This window comes from Pseudomonas ulcerans (assembly GCF_036324125.1).
In the GTDB taxonomy this organism is placed as follows: domain Bacteria; phylum Pseudomonadota; class Gammaproteobacteria; order Pseudomonadales; family Pseudomonadaceae; genus Aquipseudomonas; species Aquipseudomonas ulcerans.
Genome location: NZ_JAZDQN010000021.1, coordinates 90344 through 108759 on the forward strand (window position 1 = coordinate 90344; position 18416 = coordinate 108759).

Here is an 18416-nt window from a genome sequence, read left to right on the forward strand (position 1 = left end):
GGCATGCCCATGACCCTGCCTTCCCCGCACCTGCAAACCCCGCTGCAAACCGCCCGTGAGCTGGCCACGCGCTTTGCCGAGACCGCCGTCGAACGTGACGCCCGCGGCGGCACGCCGAAAGCCGAGCGCGATGCCCTGCGCGCCAGCGGCCTGCTCGGCCTGGTGATCCCCACCCAGTACGGCGGCCTCGGCGCCAGCTGGAGCGAAACCCTCGAAGTGACCCGTGAATTCGCCCGGGTCGACAGTTCCATCGCCCATGTCTTCGGCTTCCAGCACCTGATGCTGGCCACCGTGCGCCTGTTCTCCAGGCCCGAGCAGTGGGAACCCTGGTTCGAACAGACCGCGCGCAAGCACTGGTTCTGGGGCAACGCCCTCAACCCGCTGGACACCCGCACCGTGGTCAAGCGCTTTGATGGCTGGTGCGAGTTCTCTGGCAAGAAGAGCTTCTGCTCCGGCGCCAGCGATTCGGAAATGCTCATCGCCTCGGCCATCGACGAAAGCGCCGGCGGCAAGCTGCTGATCGCCGCGGTGCCGAGCGCCCGCAGCGGCATCACCCTGCATGGCGACTGGGACAACATCGGCCAGCGCCAGACCGACAGCGGCAGCGCCACCTTCGAGCGGGTCCGCGTCGAACACAGCGAATTGCTGCTCGATCCCGGCCCGCTGAGCACGCCGTTCGCCTGCCTGCGCCCGCTGATCGCCCAGTTGCACTTCGCCAACCTGTTCCTCGGCATCACCGAGGGCGCCTTCGCCGAAGCCCGCGACTACACCCTCAACGAGAGCCGCCCCTGGTTCCGCTCCACGGCCCGGCACAGCGGCGAAGACCCGCACGTGCTGCGTCACTACGGCGAATTCTGGGTCGGCCTGGAAAGCGTGCGCCTGCTGATCGAGCGCGCCGCCAACCTGCTCGACCAGGCCTGGGCCAAGGGCACCGGCCTGGGCGCCGAGGAACGCGGGCAACTGGCCCTGGCCATCGGCACGGCCAAGGTGGCCGCGACCCGCCAGGGCCTGGATATCTGCAACCGCCTGTTCGAAGTCACCGGCGCCCGCGCCACCCATGCCTCGCTGCGCTTCGACCGGCACTGGCGCAACCTGCGCACCCAGACCCTGCACGACCCGGTGGACTACCGCGTCCACGAGCTCGGCGAATGGGCGCTGAACGGTACGCGCCCGACCCCGACCTTCTATTCATAAGGCCTGCCCATGCAATTGCTCACCCTGCCCCCGTCCCCGACCCTGGCCACCTCGATCCGCGCCACCGCGCAGGTCTTCGAGGACCCGCGCTCGCAGGCGCTGCTGGCCCACCTGCAACAGGTCGCGCCCAGCGAGGCGAGCGTGCTGATCATCGGCGCCACCGGGACCGGCAAGGAGCTGGTGGCGCGGCACATCCACAACCTCAGCGGCCGCCGCAACGGGCCGTTCGTGGCGGTCAACTGCGGCGCGTTCTCCGAGTCGCTGGTGGAAGCCGAGCTGTTCGGCCACGAGAAAGGTGCCTTCACCGGTGCCCTGGCGGCCAAGGCCGGCTGGTTCGAGGAAGCCGACGGCGGCACCCTGTTCCTCGACGAGATCGGCGACCTGCCGATGCCGATCCAGGTCAAGCTGCTGCGGGTGCTGCAGGAGCGGGAAGTGGTGCGCCTCGGCTCGCGCAAGAGCATCCCGATCAACGTGCGGGTGCTGGCCGCGACCAATGTGCAGCTGGAAAAGGCCATCAACGCCGGGCATTTCCGCGAGGACCTGTACTACCGCCTCAACGTCGTCAGCCTGCAGTTGCACCCGCTGCGCGAGCGCCCCGGCGATATCCTGCCGCTGGCCCGCCATTTCATCGCCGAGTACAGCCGGCGCCTCGGCTATGCCGAAGTCAGCCTCAGCGAGGAAGCGCGCCAACGCCTGGCCGGCTACGACTGGCCGGGGAATATCCGCGAGCTGGAAAACGTCATCCACCACACCCTGCTGCTGTGCCGCGACCAGGTGATCCGCGCCGAAGACCTACACCTGTCGAACCTGCGCATCGAGCGCGAGGACAGCAGCCGGGCGCGCCCGGAGAGCGCCGACGAGCTGCTGCAACGGGCGCTGCTGCAACTGTTCGAGGAACAGGGCGAGGGCCTGCATGAAAAGGTCGAGGACGCCCTGCTGCGCGCCGCCTACCACTTCTGCCACTACAACCAGGTGCACACCGCGCAGCTGCTGGGGCTGTCGCGCAACATCACCCGCACCCACCTGATCCGCATCGGCGAGCTGGTGGTGAACAAGCGCCGCCCCGCCCCCGGCGGCTTCGACGGCCGGGTGATCAACCTGTCGATCTGAATTCCAAGAAAACCCTTGCTACGCGTGCCTACCTATCAACGATGGCAACAAGGACACTGCAATGAGTCTCGATATTTTCTGGTTCCTGCCGACTTCCGGCGACACCCGCTACCTTGGCCACTCCGCCAGCGGCCGGCCAGCGACCAACGCCTACATGCGCCAGATCGCCGTGGCCGCCGACCAGCTCGGCTATGACGGCCTGCTGATCCCCACCGGCGCCAGTTGCCTGGACCCCTGGGTCACCGCCGCCAGCCTGGTGCCGGTGACCCAGCGCATCAAGCTGCTGGTGGCCCTGCGCACCTCCCTCGGCAACCCCACCGCCTCGGCGCGCCAGGCAGCGAGCCTGGACCAGGCCAGCAACGGCCGCCTGCTGCTCAACGTGGTGCCGGGTGGCGATGCCACCGAACTGGCCGCCGATGGCGTCTTCCTCAAGCATGACGAGCGCTACGAAGCCTCGGACGAATTCCTCACCATCTGGCGCCGCCTGCTGCAGGGCGAGACCGTCGACTTCGAGGGCAAGCACCTCAAGGTCGAAGGCGCGCAGAACTTCTTCCCGCCCGTGCAGCAGCCCTACCCGCCGCTGTACTTCGGTGGATCCTCGCCGGCGGCCCATGAACTGGCGGCCAAGCATGTGGACGCCTACCTGACCTGGGGCGAGCCGCCGGCCGCAGTGGCCGAGAAGATCGCCGACGTCCGCGCCCGCGCGGCACAACACGGTCGTACCGTGCGTTTCGGCGTGCGCCTGCACGTGATCGTGCGCGAGACCAACGAGGCCGCCTGGGCGGCGGCCGACGAACTGATCAGCCACCTGGACGACGCCACCATCGCCGCCGCCCAGGCCAACTACGCGAAGATGGATTCCGAGGGCCAGCGGCGCATGGCCGCCCTGCACGGCGGTGATCGCAACAAGCTGGAAGTGGCGCCGAACCTGTGGGCCGGCGTCGGCCTGGTGCGTGGCGGTGCCGGCACCGCGCTGGTGGGCGATGCCGAGACCGTCGCCGCGCGCCTGCTGGAATATGCCGAACTGGGCGTCGACAGCTTCGTGCTGTCTGGCTACCCGCACCTGGAAGAGGCCTATCGCTTCGCCGAACTGGTGTTCCCGCTGCTGCCGGGCAAGGGCAAGGTCACCGTCGATGGCGCCTTCACCGGCGGCGCCTTCGATGTGCGCGCGGGCAAGGAGCAGGCCGCATGAAGATCATCGACCTGCGCTGCCGCCCGGCCTACCTGCACCCCTTCTTCGGTGGCGTGCCGGGATCGCCCGAGCACGACACCGCGCGCTGGCTTAACCGCCGGGTCGGCACCCGTGGTGCCGACAACCATTTCGAGCGCTCGCTGACCCAGGAAGGCTTCCTCGCTGAAGTGCGCGAAGCGGGCCTGTACAAGGCCGCGGTGATCGGCCGCCACACCCCGGCGCAGCACCTGTCCAACGACCTGATCCACAGCGTGGTCCACGGCCATGCCGAACTGCTCGGCATCGGTGCCGTCGAGCCGGTGCTGCAAGGCGTTGAAGGGGCCATTGCCGAGATCGACCGTGCCATCGACGTCCTTGGCCTGCTCGGCATCGACCTGGAACCCGGCTTCGCCGAGCCGGCGCGGCACCCGGACGATCAGCTGTACTGGCCGATCTACGAGCACCTGCAAAAAAGGGGCATCCCGCTGTTCGTCATGAGCGGCCCGACCACCCCCGACCCGGCCTACAACGACCCGGGACGGCTGGCGGCCGTGGCGCGGGCCTTTCCCCAGCTGAAGATCGTCGCCAGCCACGGCTACTGGCCGAACGTGCAGCAGGCCATCGGCGTCGCCTTCCGCTACGAGAACATCCACCTGCTGCCGGACATGTACCTGTTCCAGGCGGGTAGCGAGGCGTTTGTGCAGGCGGCCAACGGGTTCCTCGGGGATCAGTTGCTGTTCGGGTCGTCGTATACCTTCAGGCCGATTGCGCAGAGCATCGAGGATGCGCAGAAGCTGGGGCTGAAGGATGAGGTGGTGGAGAAGTTCTTCTACCGGAATGCGCAGAGGGTCCTGAATCCAGGTTGATGCATCCGGCCTCATCGCTGGCAAGCCGGAACGCGGACCCTGTGGGAGCGGGTTCACCCGCGATGGCTTTGGTAAATTCACCATCGCAATCGCGGGTGAACCCGCTCCCACAAAGTCCGCGCTTCAGATACCCATGCAGCGATGGGACCGGCCCGGACAACATCAGATCGAGACCCGCTCTACCCGATCCGCCAACCCCCGCACCCGCTCCAGTTCCCCACCCCTGACCGCCACCCGCAAGCGCCCCAGCGCCCGGCCCTGGATCCGCTCCACCCCGCCCTGCAACAGGCGCAGCCCGGGCAAGGCTTGGCTCAGCGCCGCCAGGTCCGGCTCCAGTCCGCGTTCGCCGGTGTAGTGCAGGTCCAGTACCTGCTCCCCCGCCACGTCGATGTCTTCCTGGTGTTCCGACGGCGCCAGCAGGATGCGGCTGACCTCATGCCGCGGATCGCCGAACACCCGCCACACCTCGCCCTGCTCCACCACCCGCCCGCGCTCCAGCACGGCGACGCGGTGGCAGAGGTCGCGGATCACTTCCATCTCGTGGGTGATAAGGACGATGGTCAAGCCCAGCCGGCGGTTGATATCCCGCAGCAATTGCAGGATGGCCTGGGTGCTTTCCGGATCGAGGGCCGAGGTGGCTTCGTCGCACAGCAGGACCTGCGGGTCGAGCACCAGCGCGCGAGCGATGCCGACCCGCTGCTTCTGCCCGCCGGAGAGTTGTGCAGGGTACGCATCACGGCGCTCGCCGAGGCCGACCAGTTGCAGCAGTTCCTCGACCTTTCGCGTGCGCTGCGCTGCCGGCACGCCGGCCATTTGCAACGGCAGTTCGATGTTCTCGGCCACGGTGCGGGTCGAGAGCAGGTTGAAGTGCTGGAAGATCATCGCCACCTGGCGCCGCAACGGGCGCAGTTGGGCGGCGTCGAGACGGGCGATGTCCTGGCCGTCGATCAGCACCTGGCCGGCGCTGGGGGTTTCCAGGCGGTTGAGCAGGCGCAGCAGCGAGGACTTGCCGGCGCCGCTGCGGCCGATGATGCCGAAGATCTCGCCGCGCTGGATGCTCAGGTCGATGTTTTCCAGGGCAACGAGGTCGCCATAGCGCTTGCCGATGCCCTGGAGCTGCAGGTGGGTGGTGAGGGTTGCTGGGGGGAAGCTGGTCATGAATGACACCTGAAGAAATCGGCTGATCGCGGACCCTGTGGGAGCGGGTTTACCCGCGATTACGGTGGTGCATTCACTATCGCAATCGCGGGTAAACCCGCTCCCACACAGGCCAATGCGCTCCCAAAAGAGAGACAGGCTCAGAAACCGGGAGCAATCTGCCCCTTGTAGCGGGTCAGGATGAACTGCCGCACCTCCGGAGCATTCAACGCCTTGGCCAGCTTCTGGATACCCGGGTCCTGGATGTTGTCCGGCCGTGCCACCAGGTACTCGACATACAGGTCCTTGCCCTTCTCGACGATCAGCGCGCTGCTGGTATCGATCCCCGCCTCCAGCGCGTAGTTGGCGAAGACGAAGGCCAGGTCCACCTGGTTCACCGCACGGGCCAGCAAGGCACCTTCCAGTTCACGGATCTTCAGTTTCTTCGGGTTCTCGGCGATGTCGCGCTGGGTCGCCAGGGTGTTGGACGGGTCCTTGAGCTTGATCAACCCGGCCTCATGCAAGAGCACCAAGGCGCGCCCGGTGTTCACCGGATCGTTGGGGATGGCCACGCTGGCGCCATCGGGCAGGTCCTTCAGGTCCTTGATCTTCGTCGAGTAGGCACCGAACGGCTCGATATGCACGCCCACCACCGGCACCAGGTCGGTGTGGCGGGTCTTGTTGAAGTCGTCGAGGAACGGCCGGTACTGGTAGTAGTTGGCGTCGAGGTTCTTCTCCGCCAGTTGCAGGTTGGGCTGGATGAAGTCGGTGAAGACCTTGATGTCGAGATCGACACCTTCCTTGGCCAGCACCGGTTTGACGAACTCGAGGATCTCCGCGTGGGGCACCGGCGTGGCGCCGACGGTGATCTTCTCGTTGGCCTGGGCCGAGAAGCTGATGATGGCGGCGGCAAGGACCGCCAGGGATTGCTTGAACATGGACTGACTCCCGTTTTTTCAAAAGGCGGCCGTCGTAGGGCGAACGTGGGGCCAGTGAGGTAAAGGGTGTTTCAGCGGCGGGTGAAGTGCCGCACCAGGCGGTCGCCGCTCATCTGCAGGGCCTGCACCAGCAGGATCAGCAGGAGCACGGTGACCACCATCACATCGGTCTGGAAACGCTGGTAGCCGAAGCGGATCGCCAGGTCGCCAAGGCCGCCACCGCCGATCACTCCGGCCATGGCGGTGTAGTCGACGAGGACGATGGCAGTCACGGTGACCGCCGCGATCAACCCGGTCCGGGATTCCGGCAACAGGGTGTAGCGGATGATCTGCCAGGTACTGCCGCCCATGGCCTGGCTGGCTTCAACCAGGCCGCGGTCGACTTCGCGCAGTGCGGTTTCCACCAACCGCGCGAAGAATGGCGTGCAGCCCACCACCAGCGGCGGAATGGTGCCGCGCACCCCCAGCGAGGTGCCGGTAAGCAGCGTGGTCATCGGGATCAGCACGATCAGCAGGATGATGAACGGCAGCGAGCGCAACACGTTGACCACCAGCGACATCACCCGGTACAGCCCCGGGCTGGACAGCAACTGGCGCTGGCCGGTGAGGTACAGCAACACCCCCAGCGGCAGCCCGAGCAGCACGGTGAAGCCCAAGGCTGCAGCGAGCATGCTCAGGGTCTCCAGGCTGGCCTGGCCGACTTCGCTCCAGTCGAGATTGGCCAGCAGCTCGTTCATTGCCCAGGCTCCCGACGCAACGCCGCCACCGGGTGCGGCGCGCGCAGGCGATCACCCTGGCCGAACAGCTTGTGGCGCAGGGTGCCTTCGGCGTACTCGCGCTTGAACAGGCCCCGGGCCTGCAACTCCGGCACCAGCAGGTCGACCACGGCGACGAAGGTCTCCGGAGCGACCACGCTGGCCAGGTTGAAACCGTCGACACCGGTCTCCTCGACCCATTCCTGCAACTGGTCGGCGACCGTCTTCGCCGAGCCCACCAGCACCGGGCCGTCACCACCGATGGCGCAGTAATCGGCGATCTCGGCGGTGGTCCAGGTACGGCTCGGGTCGGCGCGGGTGAAGGCTTCCACCGCCGACTGGATGGCGTCGCTTGGCACTTCGCGCAGCACCTGCTGCGGGTCGTATTCGGCGAAGTCGATGCCGGTCCAGCCCGACATCAGGGTCAGCGCGCCACTGGCGCTGGCGTACTCGCGGTATTCGCGCAGGCGAGCCAGGGCCGCTTCATCGGTCTCGGCGACGATCACCGTGAGCTGTTCGAGGATGACGATGTCGTCTGCCGCACGCCCGGCCGCCACGGCGGCGGCACGGAAGTCGGCGACCTGCTTCTTCAGCACCGCCTTGCTCGGCGCGGCGACGAACACGCACTCGGCATTGGCCGCAGCGAACGCCCTGCCCCGGCTCGACGCGCCGGCCTGGTAGAGCACCGGGGTACGCTGCGGCGACGGTTCGCTGAGGTGGAAACCGGGGACCTTGAAGTACTCGCCCTGGTGAGCGATGCCATGCACCTTCGCCGGGTCGGCATAGACCCCGCTGGCCGCGTCGGCGCGCACGGCGTCTTCGTCCCAGCTGCTTTCCCAGAGCTTGTAGCAGACCTGCAGGTATTCCTCGGCCAGGGCGTAGCGCTGGTCGTGGGACAGTTGTTCACGCTGGCCCAGGTTGCGTGCGCCGCTGCTCAGGTACGAGGTGACGATGTTCCAGCCGGCGCGGCCCCGGGTCAGGTGATCGAGGGTGGACATGCGCCGGGCGAACGGAAACGGATGCTCGAAGGACACCGAGGCGGTGACGCCGAAGCCCAGGTGCTCGGTGGCCGCGGCCATGGCCGGGACCAGTTGCAGCGGATCGTTCACCGGCACCTGCGCGGCGTTGCTCAGGGCCGCGTCGGCGTTGCCGCCGTAGACATCGTAGACACCCAGCACATCGGCGATGAACAGGCCGTCGATACGCCCGCGCTCCAGGGTCCTGGCCAGTTCGACCCAGTAGTGGATATCGGTGTAGCGCCGCGACTGGTCGCGGGGATGGCGCCACAAGCCGGGCGACAGGTGCCCGACGGTGTTCATGGCGAAGGCATTGAGACGGATCTGCTTGGACATGGCCGCTTCCTCAGTTCCAGTCGTGACGGGCCGGCTTGATGCCGTTCAGCGCCCAGTTGCCGACCAGGTGGTACTTCCAGCGCACCGGGTCGTGCAGGGTGTGCACCCGGGCATTGCGCCAGTGCCGGTCGAAGCCGTGGCGGGCCAGGGACGAGCGCGTGCCACCCAGTTCGAACAGGCGGTTGCTGGCTTCCAGGGCGGCTTCGGTGGTGAGCACCTTGGCCTTGGCCACGGCGACCGAGGCGGCGGCGACATTGTCCTCGTCCGGTGCCGGCCGAGCTGCGTCGAGCACCCAGCCGGCGCGTTCCAGCAAGGCTTCGGCGGCTTCCTGGCGGATCTCCAGGGCGCCGACCTGGATGATGGTCAGCGGGTCGTCGCCGGCCTTCTCCACCTTGGCATCGACCCAGGGCCGGGCATGCTCACGGACGAAAGCGATGGTGTCGTCCAGCGCCGCGCGGCCGATGCCGGCGTCGATGGCAGCGGTGGTCAGCTGGGCGAAGGGACCGGCCAGGGTCGGGCTTTCGTAGGAGCGATAGCTGGGGACCACATTGAATGCCGGGACGCGCAGGCCATCGGCAAGCACGGTGCCGCTGGAGGTGGTGCGCTGGCCGATGCTGTCCCAGTCGTCGACCACCACCAGGCCCGGCGTGCCGCGCTCGACGAAGGCCAGGTGCGCACGGTCCTGCTGGTCCAGGGCCAGCACGCCGATCCAGTGGGCGTAGAGCGAGCCGGTGCAGTAGCCCTTGCGCCCGTCGATGCGGTAGCCGTCGCCGTCGCTGGCCAGGCGGGTCTGGATGTCCTGAACGGTCTTGCCACCGGTTTCCGACAGGGCATTGGCAAAGCGATTGCCCTTGAGCACCAGGTCGAAGAAGAAGCGTTGCTGCTCGGCGCTGCCTTGCAGGCGGATGTCTTCCAGCAGGCAGTAATGATTCTGCGGAATCTGGCCGAGGGACGGGTCGGCGGCGGAAACGATGGCGATCACCCGGGCCAGGGTGGCGTAGGAGACTTCGGCGCCGCCGTGGGCGCGAGGCACGGTGATGCCCCAGAGACCGCTGTTGGAGAAGGCATCGACCACCTCGGCCGGGACCCGGCGCTCGCGATCGCGCTCGGCGGCACCCTGGCGCAACAGTGCGGCGACCTGGTGGGCGACCGCGATGGCTTCAGCGTCGTCGCGGATGACGTGGGCGGCGGGTTGGTGGAGCTCGTAGGGGGCGGAGACAGGCATGGGGTGGATCCTTGGAAAACGTGGACAGGAGCCCTATCGCATTTCCCATGCCAAGGATAAAAATCTTTATTTTTCAGACAGTTAACAAATAATGACAACATTTCCGCAGGCTGGATGGCGAGCAAAATGTTGGGGTGCTGTTGCTGGGCGGACAGTTGGGTAGTGTCAGGACTTCTAAGAATCGGACTGGAGTCGCCCGGGTAATCCGACAGGTTGAATATCAAATACAGGAAAGTTGCCTGCCCCCTAAAAAGAAAGCGCAGCGACAATAACCGCTGCGCAAACTAACTCGAGACTTCAGGAAACTGCGGAAATACCCGCCCCCATTGATTCACCGGCCAGATGTCGCGCCCGCGCCGTGCCCCAGTTCATCGCCCGGGTCATGCTTTCGCCGGGCCGCGAGTCGTAGGTTTCCTCGAACATCAGCGCGCCACCGGCGGAATAGACGCCGATAAACAATTGCGTCGCGCCAATACGAGACAGACGCACCTGGACATCGACGGTTTCCCCGCTGTCCAGGACTTCTTCGTGGGAACGACTCATCAGGGGCGCTTCGGCCCAGGCCCAATAATGTTTTCCGCGATACTTCATGGCCATGCTCCCCGGCTGGAAAATACTCAAGTTGGTCAAGTGAGACTAATACTCGGTGGGCGATCCGCAAACGGCCGCAACGGCTTTTTATAAATTTACGGACCACCGGTAATTTCACGCTGCAATAACGGAAAAACGAAAGATGAACGAACAACTTGCGGAATATTGAAATAACCGCGGGTAAAACGATTGCGTCATTTACTTCGACGGTCTACCGCCTGCACGACCCTGCTTTTTCGCATGTTCCTGGGCGGTCGACTCGCGTGATCCCCGACTCGATCGATCAGGACGCAGGGCGTCGTTGTCACGCTCGACTTCGCCGGGTTGATGCTGGTCCGGGGCGGCCCCGGTGTGTTTGTTCGCAGGCATGGTCATGACTCCAAGGGAAAAGCTGTCAGAACAACGACCCGCTTCGCTTGGCAAAAGGTTCTTCGCGGCGACCAACGGTAGGGCTCGGCGACCACTCGGCCCCTGGACCCAACAAAAACGGAACAGGCCCGGAAACCGCTACCTCCAACGATCACGACCCTTGGTGGTCATCGATCAGGAGACGGCTCGATGAAAGCGCACTTCATGAAACTCATGACCCACCCGGACTACGCCTGGGTCGATATCCGCAGCGAAGAGGAACGCCAGCCCCGCCACTACCTGCCACACCTGCTGCTCTGGGCGCTGCTGCCGGCGGTGTGCCTGTTCATCGGCGTGACCTGGACCGGCTGGAGCCTGGCCGCCGGCGAGCGGGTGCGGGTCAGTGTCGCCAGCGGCCTGCAACTGGGGGTGCTGCTCTACGTGACCTTGCTGCTCGGCACGCTGATCATGGGCGCCTTCATCCGCTGGATGTCGCGGACCTTCGATGCACGGCCGACGCTGAACCAGTGCATCGGTTTCGTCGCCTACACCACCACGCCCTATTTCCTCGCTGGCATCACCGGGCTCTATCCGAGCCGCTGGCTGGCGGTGGCGGCACTGATCGTCGCCGGGGCGTATGCGACGTACCTGCTGTTCGTGGGCCTGCCCAAGTTCATGCGCCTGACCCAGGACAAGGGCTTCCTCTATGCCGCCTCGGTGTGGGGCGTCGGGCTGCTGGTGCTGGTGACCATCCTGGTGAGCATGATCCTGTTCTGGTTCAACACCCTGCAGCCGGAATACCTGAGGCCTTGAGACCGCGCCCCTGGACTACCTCGACCCCTGCTCGATGCTGTAGTGGAATGTATTCCTGACCCCGGGCACCTCCATGGTCCGCCCGTCCACGACCCGCGGCTGGTAGCGGAAGCTGCGCGCCGCCTGCAACGAGGGCTGGGCGAGCCACGGATGGCAGCCCTCAAGCACCTGCGGATCGCGCACCCGCCCCTGGGTATCGACCGTGTAGCTCACCGTGCAATCGCCCTGCACGCCCTTGTCCAGCGCGCGTTGTGGATAGTCGGGGGCCTTCTTCGAGACCGGCAGGTACTGCTGGCTCGCCGCCGCAGCACGGGCGCGCTCGTCGGCGGCGCGTCGTTCTGCGGCAAGCCGCTGTTGTGCCTCGGCTGCCTCACGTGCCAGTTGCTCCTCGCGCTGCTGTGCCTGCCGCGCCTGTTCCTGGCGTTGCTGTTCCTGCCGCTGGCGCTTCTGCTCGGCCACCCGCTCCTGCTTCTCGCGCTGCTGCACACGCTTGAACGCCAGCTCGGCTTGCGTCGGCACCACCGGTGCCGGCGCTTTCACCACTTCAGGAGGGGCTGGCGGCTCGATCACGGGCGGCGCCGCCTCGACGACCGGCGCAACAGGCTCGGGCACCGGCGCCGGCACGCTGACCAGTTGCGTGGTGATCACCGGCACCACCGGCGCCGGCAAGGTGGGTCGGTAGTCGTGCCCCAGCAGGGCCAGCGCCACGGCCACGTGCAGGGCCACGGCCAGCCCGGCGGCACCGGTATGGCCGCGCCAGTTGGGCAGGCCGAAGGCAGGAAGCGGCGTATTCATCGGCAGGCTCAGGCTGCTCATGCTCAAGGTTCCTCGGTGATCAGGCCGAGGTTGCTGACCCCGCCCCGCTGCAATTCGGCGATCCCGGCCACCACCCGGCCGTAGTCGGCGCCATGGTCGGCACGCACGTAGACCTGGGTGTCACCCCGTTCGGCAATCACCCGCCCGACCTTCTCGCGCATTTCCTCCAGGCTCACCGCGCTGTCGCTCTGCCCGTCGAGCTTCAGGTCCGGCCCGACATTCCAGTAGAAACCGCCATCGGCCTGCACCGACAGGGTCAGCACCTGGCGCTCGCTGTCCGCCGGCAGCGCCTGGGCGGCGACCTTGGGCAGTTCGAGCTTGACGCCCTGCACCAGCATCGGCGCGGTGACCATGAAGATCACCAGCAGCACCAGCATCACGTCGATATAGGGCACCACGTTCATCTCCGCCTTCACGGCGTGTTTGCGCTGGGGTTTGACCAACATCGAAAACCTTCCCTTGCTGAAAAACACTTTGCTATTCACCGCACCCGCCGTGGGAGCGGCGTACGTTCAGGCCACCGCAGCCATGCTCGGGGTGCAGTGCAGGCGCTTGTGCAAGCGCGCCTGCAATTCATTGGCAAAGCTGTAGTTGCGGGCACTGAGCAGTTGCCCGCGGGCGCTGAAACGGTTGTAGGCCATCACTGCGGGGATCGCCGCGAACAGGCCGATGGCGGTGGCGATCAGCGCTTCGGCGATGCCCGGCGCCACGGTGTTGAGGGTTGCCTGCTGCACCTGGGACAACCCGAGGAAGGCATTCATGATCCCCCACACGGTGCCGAACAGGCCGATGTACGGGCTGACCGAACCGACGGTGGCGAGGAAGGCCAGGCCCTTGTCGAGACGTTCGTCCTGCTCCGCCACCGCCACGTACAGGCTGCGCTCGACACCGTCGAGGACCGTCGCCGGGTCGATCTGCGGCTGACGCTGCAACTGGGCGAAACTCTGGTAACCCTCGACGAAGATCTGCTGCAGCGGCGTTTCCACCTCGCCGTCCGCCGCCTTCGCCTGGCTCTCGCGGTACAGCAGGGCCAGGTCGCCGCTGGCGCGGAAACGCTGGAGGAAACCGTCCGAAGCGCGTTCGCTACGGCGCAGGCTGGTGCCGCGCTGGACGATCAGGTACCAGCTGAGCAGCGAGGCCAGCACCAGGCAGGCCATCACCGCCTGCACCACCCCGCTGGCATCGCTGACCAGGCCCCAGATGCTCATGTGTTCGCTTGCATGCATGTCGTGCTCCCTGCCCCGCCGCACGCGGGGCCTTTCTCGTAATTGGATGACGCCGGCATTGCCGGTTGATGACAGTCGCTCAATCCAGCTTCAGCGCCTCGACCACCTGGCTCCAGGCCAGGTACTTGAAGTTCTGCGTGCCCTCGGGCATGCGCTTGCGGCCGTCCTGCACCACCAGCAGGCCCTGGCTCCAAGGGCGACCCAGGTTGGCCGAGGTGAGGTCGAGGCCATCGGTTTCCGAAGCGCCGTCGATGCCGCGTTCGGCATTCAGGCCGATCGAGAAGCTGCCGCGCAGGCGGTACGGCGGTTTCGCCTCGACCACCACGTAGCGATCGTTGCCCTGGCTGGAAATCACCAGGTAGTCGCGCTGCTTGCCCGGGTAGAAGCCGAGGCCTTCGATATCCGCCTTGACCGGCCCGCCCACGGCAATCACCTGTTCAAGCGTGGCCGGGGCATCGGCACGGGCATCCAGGGCCCAGACCGCCTTGTCTTCCTCGCCGATGAACAGGCGCTGGCCGCGGTCGTCGGCGACACAGCCTTCCGGTTGCGTGGCGGTGGCGAAGCGGCGCACCAGCTCGCCCTGGATCTCGCCGCGCGGCGCGTCCAGGCGGTATTGCAGGAAGCTGCCGTCCTTGTCGTTGGCAATGGCGTGGATGGCGCCCGTGGCGTCCTTGAACAGGCACAGGCCGTAGATGTCCTTGAGCGGCGTGGGCACTTCGCCGAGCACCGCGACCTCGCCGGTCTTCGGCTCGATGCTGAAGACGTGCAGGCTGTTGTGGTCGCGGTTGCTCGCCACCGCCAGGTCCACGCTGCGCTCGCCGAGACGGAAACCGTTGCGCACATCGACGTTGTTGACCCGGCCGATGCGCAGGTCCTGCAGCGGCTTGCCGGCCAGGTCATAGACCAGCAGCCCGCCCTTCTTGTCGGTGCCGAGCACGCGACTGTGCTGCGGGTCGGCGGCGTTGACCCAGATCGCCGGGTCGTCGGCCGCATCGCCAAAGCTCGGGACCGGCTCGGTCTGCACCAGGGCCGGCAGGACCGGGGTCGCCGGCGGAGTGGCCACGGCAGGCAGCTGCCAGTCGAGACGGGCGCGCTGCTGGCCCTGGTCATCAACGATCAGCAGGTCCAGGCCCTTGCCGTCCTGGCGCAGGCTGACCTGTTCCGGGTCCTTGAGACCGGCCAGCGCCAGCGCGGCGTCGCCCTGCCAGCGCAAGCCTTGCTGGCGATACAGGTGCAGGGTCGCGCTGGCCGGGTCCAGGGCCAGCAGGCCACCGGGCACCACGGCCATGCCGGCGGTCTTCTTGCCAAGCGCGCCGAAGGGCGCGCGCAGGTCCACCGGCCGGCGCTGCAACGGCGCCTCGGCAGCCGCGCCGTAGCGCCACAGGCCGACGTTCTCTTCGTTGACATAGAGGCTGTCGCTGGCGTCGTCGACCTGGCAGTGCTCGCTCATCGGCGGCAGGCTGAGCCCGCGCACCCGCTGCGCGCTGGCCAGCGGCACGTCGGCGCTCGCCACCAGCCACTGCTCGCCAACCCCTTCGTCGCCCACCAGGAACAGGAAACTGTTGCGCGCGCTGTCGCGGTACAGGCACAGGCCCTCGATGGCGAAATCGCGCTTGGGCAGGTACAGCGGCGTGCTCCAGCCCTTCTCCCGCTGCAGGCCGACCAGCAAGGCCTGCTGGCGCTTGCTGTCGAGGCTGGCGACCAGCAGGCCGTCGCCGCTGGTGCGCAGGTCGAGGCCCTTGTAGCGGCCCTCCAGCTGGCTCAGTACCTGGCCATCGGCCTTGAGCAGTTGCAGCCCCTGCTTGCCGGCCAGCAGGCGCTCGGCGCCGGGCCAGAAACCATCGTTGCCCAGCAGGCGGGCATTTTCCAGCGCGCCCGGCAGGCGCTCGCCGAGGGTCAGCGCCGGTTGTGCCACGGCCTGGGACACCGCGAGGGACAGCAACAGGCCGCCCAGCAGCGGATAAGGTCTTGCTTTGAACATGTTCGATTCTCGAAAGCGGCCCGCGCCACCGCCTGACGTGGCGGCGCGCGGGGATCGGTCAGAAATGGGTCAGGGTCAGGCCAACCTTGTAGGTCGGGCCGTATTCCTCGTACTGCGAGTTGAAGCGCGAGCGCCCGGTGTAGGTGTAATAGGACTCGTCGGTGATGTTCTGCGCCTCGAAGGTCAGCTGCAGGTCCGGGGTGATGAAGTAGCCGGCCTTGAAGTCGACGAACAGCTGGTCGTCCGAATACAGGTCATGGGCCTTGTCATCGATCGCGGCGACTTCCGCCAGGTAGCTGGACTTGTAGTTGGCCGCCAGGCGCAGGCTGAGCCTGTCGTCTTCCCAACCGAGGGTGAGGTTGCCGACCGTGTCGGACTGGTTGGGCAGGTCGATGCGCCGGCTCAGTCCCTGGCCTTCGATCTCGGCGCGGGACTTGCTCAGGGTCAGGTTGCCGCCCAGCAGCAGACCGTTCCACGGCGCCGGCAGCCAGTCGAATTTCTGCGAGTAGGCCAGTTCCAGCCCGTACAATTTCGCGCTTTTGCCGTTGGCGAAGGTCTTGGCCTCGTCGAAGTCGACCCACTCGCCGCTGCCGGCCAGGTCGGTGTTGTAGACGAAGTTGTCGATGTCCTTGTAGAACAGGAACGCCGAGACGGTGCCGGCGCGCCCCATGTAGTGCTCGATGCCGAGGTCGAGGTTCATCGACTCCAGCGGCTTGAGGTTGGGGTTGCCGAAGCTGGCTTCGCCTTCGCTGTCGTCGATCATGAACCCCGGCGCCAGCTGGCCGAAGGTCGGGCGCACCACCGTGTTGGTCCAGGCCGCACGCAACTGGGTCTGCGGGCTGAACTGGTAGCGCGCGTGCAGGCCCGGCAGCGAGTGGTCGTAGCGCTTGCGGCTTTCGCTCGGGCTGTACACGCCGTCGCGCAGGCCGGTGCCCTTGGCCTCGAATTCGGTGCCCTCGTAGCGCACGCCGCCGATGAAGCGCCAGGCGTCGATGTCGACGGTGTTCATCAGGTACGCGGCGTTGATGTCTTCGCTCATCCGGAAGTCGTTGATCCGCGATTCCTCCTCGTCATAAAAGGCATTGCGGTCCAGGCCGCCGATCAGGTCCTTGATCGCCCCGGCGCTGATGCCGTTGCCGAAGTGGCCCAGGGAATAGTCGACCTTGCCGCCCTGGTAGCCGGCCAGGGTGATGTCGTCGAAATCGTCGTAGACCCAGACATCGGTGTCGCTGCGCTTGTCGCGGCGGCTGGCCTTGGCGCCGAACTTGACCTGGGAGGCATTGCCGGCCAGTTCGTAGTCGCGGGCGAGGTCGAAGCGGATGTTCTTTTCCTCGTCGCTGGAACGGGCCTTTTCCCATTCCACCTTGTCCAGGGTGAAGGCGTCCGGGTCGTAGAAGTCTCTGCCGGTGCTCAAGCGCGGCTTGCGCGTGCCATCGAAGCCGATGCCGCTGAAGTCGCCCTCGAACCTGGCGTTGGCGATGCCGCCGGGGTCGTTCTCGGTGGACTTGCTGTAGCCGACCTGGCCGCTGAGGGTCCAGGCGTCGATCAGGCGTTCGCCACCGAACACGTAGGAGCGGATTTCCTGGGTGTCCTCGCGCGACTTCAGGGCGCGCCAGCCCTCGCCATCGCCACGCTCGCCGGAGGCTTGCGGGTCTTCGAACTCGACCCCGGCGGCGTTGCGCGTCTCGGTGTCCTTGAAGCGGCTGTACAGGGTGCGCAGGTAGTAGCTGGAGAAGTCGTCGGGGCGGTAGTCGAAGTTCAGCCCGGCACCGGTGCGTTCGCGGCGGATGCGGTAGTCGCGCCGCTCGGCTTCTTCCAGGCGCGGCGAGTCACCGTCGAAGTCCCAGGCGCCGCCGGTCTCGACGTTGTCCGAGCCGAAGTCGCGCTGCTGCCAGCTGAGTGCGGCGGCCACGCCGAAGTTGTCGATGCCGTCGCCGAGGCTGAACTTGTTGCTGAAGGCGCCGGAGAATTTCGGGCTGTCCTGGCGGGTGTTCTGGTCGTGGCTGGCTTCGCCGCTGAGGGTGTAGAACAGTCCCGGATGGTCGAAGGCCGACAGGCTCTCCACCTCGATGGTGCCGCCGAGGGAGTTGGCATCCATGTCCGGGGTCAACGACTTGACCACCGACAGCGACTGCACCAGTTCGGTGGGCAGCACGTCCAGGGCCACGGCGCGGCGATCGCCTTCCGGTGCCGGCAGCAGGGTGCCGTTGATGGTCACGCTGTTCAGGTCCGGGCCGATGCCGCGCACGCTGACGAAGCGGCCCTCGCCCTGGTCGCGCTCCACCGACAGGCCGGGAATGCGCTGCAGGGCTTCGGCGGCGTTGTCGTCGGGCAACTGGCCGACGGCGTCGGCGTGGACCACGCTGCGGATGGTGTCCGAGGCTTTCTGCTCTTTCAGCGCCTGGTCCAGGCTGGCGGCCTGGCCAACCACGTTGACATGCTCGACCTTGTCGTCGGCGAAGGCCGGCAGGCTGGCGGCGATGGCCATGCCCAGCAGGCTGATCTTGAATCTGACGATTGCCACGTTGTTGCTCCCCTGAAGTCGATCCGCCACACCGGGGCGGAAACTGAGGGGCACGCTAGGGGTGGCGTGTGGCAGATCTGTGACAGGGATTTTCGTTGCGGTGGGATCGGGGTGTTTTTGCCGGTTTTCGGGTTGATTCTGGGCTGATATGACCCCCCGTCGGTCTTTGCTGGTGCTGGTCTTATCCGTTACCTGCGGCGACTGCGCCGGCCCCTTCCGCCTTTACGGCGGCTTACTTTTTTCTTGGAAAAAGTAAGCAAAACCGCCTGCTCCTGCATCCGGCCCTACGCTGCGCTCCGGGTCCCCTCCCTCCGGTGTCTTGCAGGGGCTGCGCGGCCTACGATTTGCTGCGCAAATCTTCATCTCGCG

16 protein-coding genes are annotated in these 18416 nt (G+C 66.6%); 5 read left to right on the forward strand and 11 right to left on the reverse strand.

Annotated elements, in window-relative coordinates:
• The first annotated feature begins 9 nt into the window (after nucleotides 1-9).
• The 4 genes from V0R59_RS18900 to V0R59_RS18915 all read left to right on the forward strand — a co-directional run bounded on the left by V0R59_RS18900 (nucleotide 10) and on the right by V0R59_RS18915 (nucleotide 4341).
• A complete protein-coding gene (locus tag V0R59_RS18900) occupies nucleotides 10-1194 on the forward strand; it encodes an acyl-CoA dehydrogenase family protein (protein WP_330075932.1) in 1185 nt (394 codons plus the stop codon).
• A 9-nt stretch (nucleotides 1195-1203) separates the two neighbouring features.
• The gene (locus V0R59_RS18905) at nucleotides 1204-2304 is read left to right on the forward strand and encodes a sigma-54 interaction domain-containing protein (RefSeq protein ID WP_330075931.1); all 1101 of its coding nucleotides are present in this window, start codon (nucleotides 1204-1206) and stop codon (nucleotides 2302-2304) included.
• A 61-nt stretch (nucleotides 2305-2365) separates the two neighbouring features.
• Nucleotides 2366-3496, forward strand: coding sequence for an FMNH2-dependent alkanesulfonate monooxygenase (gene ssuD, locus V0R59_RS18910; RefSeq protein ID WP_330075930.1), 1131 nt, complete (start codon nucleotides 2366-2368; stop codon nucleotides 3494-3496).
• On the forward strand, nucleotides 3493-4341 hold the full coding sequence (locus V0R59_RS18915) for an amidohydrolase family protein (RefSeq protein WP_330075929.1): 849 nt from the start codon (nucleotides 3493-3495) through the stop codon (nucleotides 4339-4341). Before ssuD ends, V0R59_RS18915 begins: the two co-directional genes overlap by 4 nt.
• Before the next feature lie 162 nt (nucleotides 4342-4503).
• On the opposite strand, the gene V0R59_RS18920 is transcribed toward V0R59_RS18915, so the two are convergent.
• From V0R59_RS18920 to V0R59_RS18945, 6 genes are all read right to left on the reverse strand, one after another.
• Nucleotides 4504-5499, reverse strand: coding sequence for a methionine ABC transporter ATP-binding protein (locus tag V0R59_RS18920; protein WP_330075928.1), 996 nt, complete (start codon nucleotides 5497-5499; stop codon nucleotides 4504-4506).
• A 140-nt stretch (nucleotides 5500-5639) separates the two neighbouring features.
• Entirely contained in the window at nucleotides 5640-6416 is a 777-nt protein-coding gene (locus tag V0R59_RS18925; RefSeq protein ID WP_330075927.1) for a MetQ/NlpA family ABC transporter substrate-binding protein, read from the reverse strand.
• Nucleotides 6417-6487: 71 nt separating this feature from the next.
• On the reverse strand, nucleotides 6488-7153 hold the full coding sequence (locus V0R59_RS18930) for a methionine ABC transporter permease (protein ID WP_330075926.1): 666 nt from the start codon (nucleotides 7151-7153) through the stop codon (nucleotides 6488-6490).
• Complete coding sequence (locus tag V0R59_RS18935; RefSeq protein WP_330075925.1) at nucleotides 7150-8523, reverse strand: LLM class flavin-dependent oxidoreductase; 1374 nt, start codon at nucleotides 8521-8523, stop codon at nucleotides 7150-7152. Before V0R59_RS18935 ends, V0R59_RS18930 begins: the two co-directional genes overlap by 4 nt.
• 10 nt (nucleotides 8524-8533) lie before the next feature.
• Entirely contained in the window at nucleotides 8534-9748 is a 1215-nt protein-coding gene (locus V0R59_RS18940) for an SfnB family sulfur acquisition oxidoreductase (RefSeq protein WP_330075924.1), read from the reverse strand.
• A 297-nt stretch (nucleotides 9749-10045) separates the two neighbouring features.
• Nucleotides 10046-10345 (reverse strand): hypothetical protein, encoded by a 300-nt coding sequence (locus V0R59_RS18945; protein ID WP_330076003.1) that lies wholly within the window; start codon nucleotides 10343-10345, stop codon nucleotides 10046-10048.
• A 552-nt stretch (nucleotides 10346-10897) separates the two neighbouring features.
• On the opposite strand from V0R59_RS18945, the gene V0R59_RS18950 reads away from it, so the two are divergent.
• Complete coding sequence (locus V0R59_RS18950; protein WP_330075923.1) at nucleotides 10898-11500, forward strand: Yip1 family protein; 603 nt, start codon at nucleotides 10898-10900, stop codon at nucleotides 11498-11500.
• Nucleotides 11501-11515: 15 nt separating this feature from the next.
• On the opposite strand, the gene V0R59_RS18955 is transcribed toward V0R59_RS18950, so the two are convergent.
• The 5 genes from V0R59_RS18955 to V0R59_RS18975 form a co-directional block, all read right to left on the reverse strand.
• Entirely contained in the window at nucleotides 11516-12316 is an 801-nt protein-coding gene (locus V0R59_RS18955; protein ID WP_330075922.1) for an energy transducer TonB, read from the reverse strand.
• Between the two features lie 2 nt (nucleotides 12317-12318).
• Entirely contained in the window at nucleotides 12319-12762 is a 444-nt protein-coding gene (locus V0R59_RS18960; protein ID WP_330075921.1) for an ExbD/TolR family protein, read from the reverse strand.
• A gap of 66 nt (nucleotides 12763-12828) precedes the next feature.
• A complete protein-coding gene (gene tolQ / locus V0R59_RS18965) occupies nucleotides 12829-13542 on the reverse strand; it encodes a protein TolQ (protein WP_330075920.1) in 714 nt (237 codons plus the stop codon).
• A 79-nt stretch (nucleotides 13543-13621) separates the two neighbouring features.
• Nucleotides 13622-15523, reverse strand: coding sequence for a phytase (locus V0R59_RS18970; RefSeq protein ID WP_330075919.1), 1902 nt, complete (start codon nucleotides 15521-15523; stop codon nucleotides 13622-13624).
• A 58-nt stretch (nucleotides 15524-15581) separates the two neighbouring features.
• Nucleotides 15582-18011, reverse strand: a complete 2430-nt coding sequence (locus V0R59_RS18975; RefSeq protein WP_330076002.1) for a TonB-dependent receptor — start codon at nucleotides 18009-18011, stop codon at nucleotides 15582-15584.
• Nucleotides 18012-18416: the final 405 nt, after the last annotated feature.

What these genes read in the sequence shown, in the direction of transcription:
- V0R59_RS18900 (WP_330075932.1), top strand. Translation starts at nt 10, where the DNA reads ATGACCCTGCCTTCCCCGCACCTGCAAACCCCGCTGCAAACCGCCCGT.
- V0R59_RS18905 (WP_330075931.1), top strand. Translation starts at nt 1,204, where the DNA reads ATGCAATTGCTCACCCTGCCCCCGTCCCCGACCCTGGCCACCTCGATC.
- ssuD (WP_330075930.1), top strand. Translation starts at nt 2,366, where the DNA reads ATGAGTCTCGATATTTTCTGGTTCCTGCCGACTTCCGGCGACACCCGC.
- V0R59_RS18915 (WP_330075929.1), top strand. Translation starts at nt 3,493, where the DNA reads ATGAAGATCATCGACCTGCGCTGCCGCCCGGCCTACCTGCACCCCTTC.
- V0R59_RS18920 (WP_330075928.1), bottom strand. Translation starts at nt 5,499, where the DNA reads ATGACCAGCTTCCCCCCAGCAACCCTCACCACCCACCTGCAGCTCCAG.
- V0R59_RS18925 (WP_330075927.1), bottom strand. Translation starts at nt 6,416, where the DNA reads ATGTTCAAGCAATCCCTGGCGGTCCTTGCCGCCGCCATCATCAGCTTC.
- V0R59_RS18930 (WP_330075926.1), bottom strand. Translation starts at nt 7,153, where the DNA reads ATGAACGAGCTGCTGGCCAATCTCGACTGGAGCGAAGTCGGCCAGGCC.
- V0R59_RS18935 (WP_330075925.1), bottom strand. Translation starts at nt 8,523, where the DNA reads ATGTCCAAGCAGATCCGTCTCAATGCCTTCGCCATGAACACCGTCGGG.
- V0R59_RS18940 (WP_330075924.1), bottom strand. Translation starts at nt 9,748, where the DNA reads ATGCCTGTCTCCGCCCCCTACGAGCTCCACCAACCCGCCGCCCACGTC.
- V0R59_RS18945 (WP_330076003.1), bottom strand. Translation starts at nt 10,345, where the DNA reads ATGGCCATGAAGTATCGCGGAAAACATTATTGGGCCTGGGCCGAAGCG.
- V0R59_RS18950 (WP_330075923.1), top strand. Translation starts at nt 10,898, where the DNA reads ATGAAAGCGCACTTCATGAAACTCATGACCCACCCGGACTACGCCTGG.
- V0R59_RS18955 (WP_330075922.1), bottom strand. Translation starts at nt 12,316, where the DNA reads ATGAGCAGCCTGAGCCTGCCGATGAATACGCCGCTTCCTGCCTTCGGC.
- V0R59_RS18960 (WP_330075921.1), bottom strand. Translation starts at nt 12,762, where the DNA reads ATGTTGGTCAAACCCCAGCGCAAACACGCCGTGAAGGCGGAGATGAAC.
- tolQ (WP_330075920.1), bottom strand. Translation starts at nt 13,542, where the DNA reads ATGCATGCAAGCGAACACATGAGCATCTGGGGCCTGGTCAGCGATGCC.
- V0R59_RS18970 (WP_330075919.1), bottom strand. Translation starts at nt 15,523, where the DNA reads ATGTTCAAAGCAAGACCTTATCCGCTGCTGGGCGGCCTGTTGCTGTCC.
- V0R59_RS18975 (WP_330076002.1), bottom strand. Translation starts at nt 18,011, where the DNA reads ATGGCCATCGCCGCCAGCCTGCCGGCCTTCGCCGACGACAAGGTCGAG.